The organism is Microcoleus sp. D2_18a_D3, assembly GCF_036702455.1.
Taxonomy (GTDB): Bacteria; Cyanobacteriota; Cyanobacteriia; order Cyanobacteriales; family Microcoleaceae; genus Microcoleus.
Window position 1 is genome coordinate 1 of sequence record NZ_JAUBTK010000159.1, and the last position, 6567, is coordinate 6567.

At 40.7% G+C, this 6567-nt stretch carries 6 protein-coding genes; all 6 read right to left on the reverse strand.

Going from position 1 to position 6567, the window contains the following annotated elements; translation table 11 throughout:
- Positions 1-129 precede the first annotated feature (129 nt).
- The gene (locus QUB06_RS33595; protein ID WP_333439055.1) at positions 130-1311 is read right to left on the reverse strand and encodes a GTPase; all 1182 of its coding nucleotides are present in this window, start codon (positions 1309-1311) and stop codon (positions 130-132) included.
- Positions 1312-1506: 195 nt separating this feature from the next.
- On the reverse strand, positions 1507-2046 hold the full coding sequence (locus tag QUB06_RS33600) for a Uma2 family endonuclease (protein WP_333439057.1): 540 nt from the start codon (positions 2044-2046) through the stop codon (positions 1507-1509).
- A gap of 86 nt (positions 2047-2132) precedes the next feature.
- A complete protein-coding gene (locus QUB06_RS33605) occupies positions 2133-2726 on the reverse strand; it encodes a hypothetical protein (RefSeq protein WP_333439058.1) in 594 nt (197 codons plus the stop codon).
- Positions 2727-2741: 15 nt separating this feature from the next.
- Positions 2742-3584, reverse strand: a complete 843-nt coding sequence (locus QUB06_RS33610) for a hypothetical protein (RefSeq protein WP_333439060.1) — start codon at positions 3582-3584, stop codon at positions 2742-2744.
- Positions 3584-3805, reverse strand: a complete 222-nt coding sequence (locus QUB06_RS33615) for a hypothetical protein (RefSeq protein ID WP_333439062.1) — start codon at positions 3803-3805, stop codon at positions 3584-3586. The genes QUB06_RS33610 and QUB06_RS33615 overlap by 1 nt, the downstream gene beginning before the upstream one ends.
- Positions 3806-3840: 35 nt before the next feature.
- Positions 3841-5883 (reverse strand): FtsK/SpoIIIE domain-containing protein, encoded by a 2043-nt coding sequence (locus QUB06_RS33620; RefSeq protein ID WP_333439064.1) that lies wholly within the window; start codon positions 5881-5883, stop codon positions 3841-3843.
- Positions 5884-6567 lie beyond the last annotated feature (684 nt).

The window sequence follows — 6567 nt, forward strand, 5'->3', positions numbered from 1 at the left end:
TGATTTTTCGCTCATCTGACTACATTACCATATTTCTCGGCTCTTACTCTCACTATTTTTCACCTGAATCCTTACGAACTAACAAATAACCTATGCCCTATGCCCTATGCCCTATGCCCCATGCCCAATTTACTCAATATTAATTTGATTGGGAGGCTTAGGTTGATTCGGTTGCTCATCCTTCAAAGTTTTACGCCCAGAACTAGCATACTCCTTGTACATTTCCACAAACATCTTGGTTAACTGTTGCAAAGAAAGTTGTTCGCCATTAACTTGAGCTTTCATGTAAGCTTTAAGCACTTCAATGTAAGCCAAACCTAGAGCAAGCGTGAGAGTTGCTGCGGTTGCACCGGAGATAGCACCGCCGACAACTGTACCCGCACCAGGAATCATTTTAATCAAATTAGTAACAATACTTCTGCCGACAGCAGTAACCCCGCCAGCGCCGCTAATAGCAGACAGCATCGCCGAAATAAACCCCTTATCAAAGGGCATTCCAAAAATCACTGTAATATTAGCAATCATTGCCGTTTGCATCGTCATCAAAATCGGCGCATCAGCAAAGGGTACAGGAGTCGCACCGACAATTGCAGAACCTGCAACATAAGCACTTAGATATTTAAATGCCATATCGGATTTGAGCGCAATATTTGCAATTTGTTCTTTAACAAAAGCTTTTTTAGCTACTTCCGGCAGCAGTTGAAAAGTTGCATCTACCAACTTATCTAAACCGTGAGATTTTACTGTATAATCCTCATCAATTTCTTCCGGTTCAGCCATCACCGGGATGATTTGACTGACGGGCAAATTCATGTGTTCCAGTTGCTTGAAAAACTCGCTGGGCTTTTTAGATGTAGTTTGAGTCAAAACTAAAATCACTGGTACATCTTTGACTTCCATTTCTTTTAGCCAGCTTTCTTCCACAGATTCTATTCTATTGGCGCTGTGATTGATGCAGTACCAGATGACGTGAATGTGTTCTTTTGGGTGCAGGAGTCTTTGGTCTTCAATCAGTTTAGCAACGTTTAATTGAATAACTTTAATTTGTTCGGCATTGAGTTCGAGTCCGGGAGTATCGTAGACTGTAATTGGGCAATTCGGTTTGGTATATTGGCGAATGCCTTGAGTGATGGGGCGGCCGACTCCGGTTTCTGCTAAGCGTTGGCGAAAAACGGAATTTATTAGGGTACTTTTGCCAACGCCGGTTTTGCCGATGACTAAAACATTGCACTGTCCCACTTGGTTTTCTGCGTCTTTGAAGGCGTAGTAACTTCTATTTAAAAGCTCGTCTAAGGAAAAGTCGTCTGACATGGCGGTTTGCTCCGATAATGGTGGGATATTAATTCAATACCACCGAATAGAATTCCGATGCTATACAAACGAAGTCCGCGAAGGCGGACTGAGGAGTCTTAAACATATTGTAGCAATTTGATTTCAGAACTGGTGCAACGGGTAGAGGAGAGTTTTGTGTTGCGTGCTGCTACATGAAAGGTTGTAGAATTTAGTTTAAGCTAGCAATCGATCGACATCGATGCTAAAACCGATCAGGATTTGTTGGGTGCGGACGGTATCGCCGGATCGAAATGTCAATATTTGATTTTGAGTCATCACGAATATTAAACGACTTTCGGGAAAAACTAACCAGACTTCCTGACAGCTAGATTCTAAATATTCCTGTGCTTTGAGAAAGACATCTTCAGCGATATCGGTGGGTGAAACTATTTCGGCAACTAAAGAGAAACTTTGGGGTAAAGTGGCAAGATTGCCAAACTCTGCAACTAATTCTGGTGTGAGATAAGCGACATCGGGGCGGCGAATTTGTTGGTTAGTGCGGCAAGGAACTTCGACATAAGCTTCTCCCCCTTGTCCGCTGGAATCTTTATAGTCTCCCCAGTAACGACTTAGCCTTGACTGAATTTTACCGGTCTTTAGTGTCATGCCATTTTTCTCCACAAGTTTACCGTCTACCAATTCCATGTTGTCGGGCGGCTCGGTGATGAACTCTTCTAAAGTAAAATTATCTTGTACAGCAGTAGCAGTAACCATAGTTATTTCCTCGCTTTTACCAAACTCACTTGTTACTATTATGGCTGATACGGTGAGAAGTTGTTGCGTGATGAGTACCCGCACTTTTACGGTAGTTTCTCCCGCAGGGAAAGCCAACTGTTGAGATTTTCATCTAAAACATATTGCTCGCTGTCAGCGAGGGCTGCGATAACTTTCAATCGATTTTTAAGTTGTCTTAACTCGCGAATTTCTGCAATGGGTAGCGTTTTCCAATTAGCTGCTTTTTTTTCCACATCTTCGCACGACTCTTTGATGTTGTTCCAAAACCATTGTAGAATTAAGTTAACATCGAGAACAGGATGACCGGAAATTACTCCGTGTTTTTCTATCGCCCCAGCCCGCAGCATCATTGAGGAAATCGTAAAAGACTCACCGCTACCTGGTTTTTTGCGATCGGCATCATTGGCTAGCCGATCGTAAATTGCGGTTGCTACTTCTGCCCATGTGCGATCGGGAAAACCTGAACCATTTTGACTTTTTCGAGCAGCTTCAGAGCAAACATCGGCTAATAATAGCCAGTTAAAGTCTTGGGGTTGCGCGGTTTTACCAGAAAATATGTTGTTTACCCAAATCAGTACAGATTCGGCATTTTGTTCGAGGATGCGAGCGATGGATATTGTCGCAGGAGATTGAGTCATACTCCAAGGTGCGATCGGCACTGAATAGCACTTTTTTTACTTGGGCGAACCAAGCCACTTGAGAAACGTATAGCGAAATCTTGTCTGGCGGCTTAAGTCCTGGTAGTTGACTCCTGGAATCGCGCACATTTTAATCTTAACATTGCTGAACTTTGACTGCACTTCCGATTCCAGCTTGTCGAGAAGAGATTTCTGCTGATTGTAGGTATCTTCAGGGAAATAAAGTCTCATCTCGCCACCCTCGTTAAGACACTTAGCATCAGCATACTTTTCAGCAGTTGCCTTGAGGCTTCTGACATTTAGCTCAACTGAACTTTTTCTGCCTAGTTCGGGATTGGCAGGTTTCCAAGCTTTCGCGTCACAAATAAGATGGCAGGAACTTACATAAAAATCGGGGTTTAGTTCTTTACCCGAATTCGATTCAAGCTTCGGTTTGATCTGCACTTCCGACCAATCAAGCTGATCTTCACTGTCAGCGTTTAACAAAACTTTCAAGACTGCTAGTTCTCCTGAGTCTCCTAACATTTTGAGCCAAGGCAAAGTCTTGTAAGCCAAAGGATTGTTTTTCAAATCTGTGATGATACTTGTGATAATAGAAGTATCAGCCGAAGTATTGGCTAAGCTAATTGTGGGCAAGATGATTGAAGCCAAAAAACTTTGATTACCAATCATCTCTTGAATTAATTCGATCTGATTCTGACTGGTTTTTAGGCGGCTCATTTCCTCACAGCAGATTTCCCGAATGTCTGAAATCTCTCGGTTTAGCTCATATATATCGCCATCTTGTAAAGACTTAGCACGACTTTGCGCCTCAGCCAAGCTATCAAGAACTTGAGTGAGCATTGACTGAAGCACATCGCACTCTTGCTGAATTCCCATTAGCCTCCTACAGTCTTCTGGATGTCCTCTGCTTGTCCAATAGCCTCATTGAGCTTATTAATCCCATCTGAACAAAATTCAAAAATTATTTTCATTTTAGCTGGTAAATCACGAGGCGGTGTATCTTCTATCTGTCCAGCTAAGGCTTTGGTTTCTTCTACCAACTCTAGGACTTTATCCATAGTTGCCTGAAAGTCTTCTATTTGCTCTAGTAATCCCATGCTCTCACTCCCAAAACTATTAATACTATTCTAATCTAAATCAAGGAATTTTCCCAAATGTCATCCGGGACATAGGGAGTAACCACAAGTTTTGGCTGTCCGTCTAACCCTTTATAGATTGCTCTACCTTTAGGTTCTACGGGTAAACTGGCTGCTGTTGCCTCACCCAGTAATCTGTTACTATCTGTGCTAGAATTAATTCTAAAAATAACTTTTTCTCCCATGTTATTTGAAGTTTGTGAGTCAATAATATCAGATGTTGGAGTCTGGCTACAGTAGATGATATGAATTCCAGTTACACGACTTTGAGCGGCTAAGTTATTGAGATGTGTCTCAATGGTTTTCTTAACGTCTCTTTCAGCCATTTTGATATAAAATGCTTCATCAATAATCAGAAGGATACGATCCTTAATAATTCCATGTTTTTCTTTAAGGTCATTCAGATTCCTGACTCGGTTTGTTAGCATTTCCTGTCGGCGCTTTTCATGTTCGTTCCACAACTCTTGTAGCAGTTTGGCACAGTCTTGATTTTGTGTTACCATTTGTACGGTCGGCTGTTGGTCTACAATGAATTGGTAGTGTAAACCTGCCTGAAAATCTACAATATAAATTTGACGGGATGGATTGGCATACAAAAATTGATAAATAACTGAAGTGACAAAGTTAGTTTTACCCGATCCGGTTTCTCCTGCTATAATCCGGTGGGGAATCTTGGAAAAATCGGAAATACAAACCTTTCCATCTTCAGCAATTCCCACTACATAGGTGTCTTCCGTAATTTTTTCTCTATATTTCCTAAGCACCTTTTCTATCGTGAATACCTCAATAAATTCTTGAGGTATTTGATTCGCGTTACCCTCAAGGAAAGTATTAGTGTCAACTTTCGGAACAGCTATGCGGAAAAACCCGCTAATTTCTTGAACGGTCGCCAGTCGGTGCAAGGGCTTTAAATCAACCATCCGAGATGGGGACGGAGTTGATGACAACTTCGCTAAACCTGAACCATCTGAAACAGCATTATATAGTTGCGGTAGATTTGGATTTTGCTCTGAGTTGATACCACCTATCATTGGTGGTTGACTTTGATGGTTGAATGATGGCTTGTCGGGAAAAGGGACAGAATGGCCGAATTTTGCTAATCCTTTTTTTTGCGGCTGAATTGCCTGTGAAATAGACATTTCACTGTTGTTTTTGTGCCAGCCTTCCCATTCAATAGCACTGGAAATATCTACGTTTTTTGTGGCTTGCAAGCTTTCGGAAAATCCGGGTTTATCTTTGCTAATTTGGATGATTCGGCATCGTTTCCCGTGAGCGGTTTCTTTGATGGCGTGATTGATGAGGGTGTCGAGGACGGGAAAAGCATCGGCACGATTTTCGGCTAAGGCTTTGATGCTATATTGGAATAGGTCGCTGTTGGGATATGACTGTTGGTATTTTTGGTAGAGTGCTGATGTGACTGAGAGAATGTTGTCTTTGATTCCGCTGGTGCTGGCGTTAACTTTCTCTAATTGAGCGAGCATTTGGTTGATGGCATTTACCCACAAGGATTTTTGATTGGGGTTGTGATAGGTTTGCAGGGTGATTTCTAAAATGAGTTTGCTGTCTAAGCGGTGGAGGACTTCGCAGACTGCTGACATATCATTGGTTTGATTTGCCTCGAATAGGTGAGGTAGATAGTAATTTTGGGGTGCGATTAATTCCTCATGTTTGAGAATTTTGCCAATCACTTGCACCCAGTCTAAGTTTTGGAAGGGGGTAAGGTTCGGTTGAGGGGTGAGGGTGAAGAATTGGCTTAATTTGCCTTTGGTGAGGAGGCTCAGGATTTGTTCGGAATGTTCTTCGGTGTGGGTGTTGTGGGGGCGAGCGATTAAAAGGTAGGTTTTGAGTTTAGGGGATTGATTGGGGTCATAAATATAGCGGAGGGAAATTGTTAGGTTAGTACCGAGGCGGCTAATTGAGCTAATTAGCTGTTGTTGGGTTTGCAGGAGGTTTTTACGGAGTTCAGTTGGGCGAGAGTTATCCTGAATAGTCCGCTGAGGATAAATTTCAAAGCATATAGGGTCAGATTGATATGTCATTCTTGCCAATTATTGGTTAAATTTTGTAAAAAGTAGATTATTTTTTGCTTTTTTTTGTGTCTGCTACTCAATATAAATATTAGTGGTATTAATAATATGAAAAACGTAATTAAAAATATAAATATTCCTAATGATAATGCTACACTGAATAACATTGCTCCTCTTGTTTTATCATAAATAAAAATCATAAACACACTAACGAATAATGAAAGTATCAACACTACTAAAATTATATAATAATAAGTTTCTGGGTTTATATTTTCTAAATCTTTTTTTCGGCTAATTAGAGCATTTTTTAGTTTGTCTTTCACTACTTTTAAATCAGATGCTAATGTTTGGCACTGGTTTTTAGTTTGACAATCAGCATTATTCCAACGTTCTAATTGATTAGAAATATCCCTAGTTAAGTTGAGAAACTTGGGAGAGATTAAAGAATCTAAGTCAATAATCTGACTCCCTTGTTCGACAACTACTTTCTTTAGTAAACGTTGATTTGAATCAACTTTATTTCTTAAAGCATATATCTCATCAATATGATTTCTTAATTTTTGAAGCCCACTGTGAAGATCGGATAGGTATGAATTATGCTGACTTTGTAAAAATAATTGGTAAGGATTCAGGTGAAAAATAGTGAGAGTAAGAGCCGAGAAATATGGTAATGTAGTCAGATGAGCGAAAAATCAG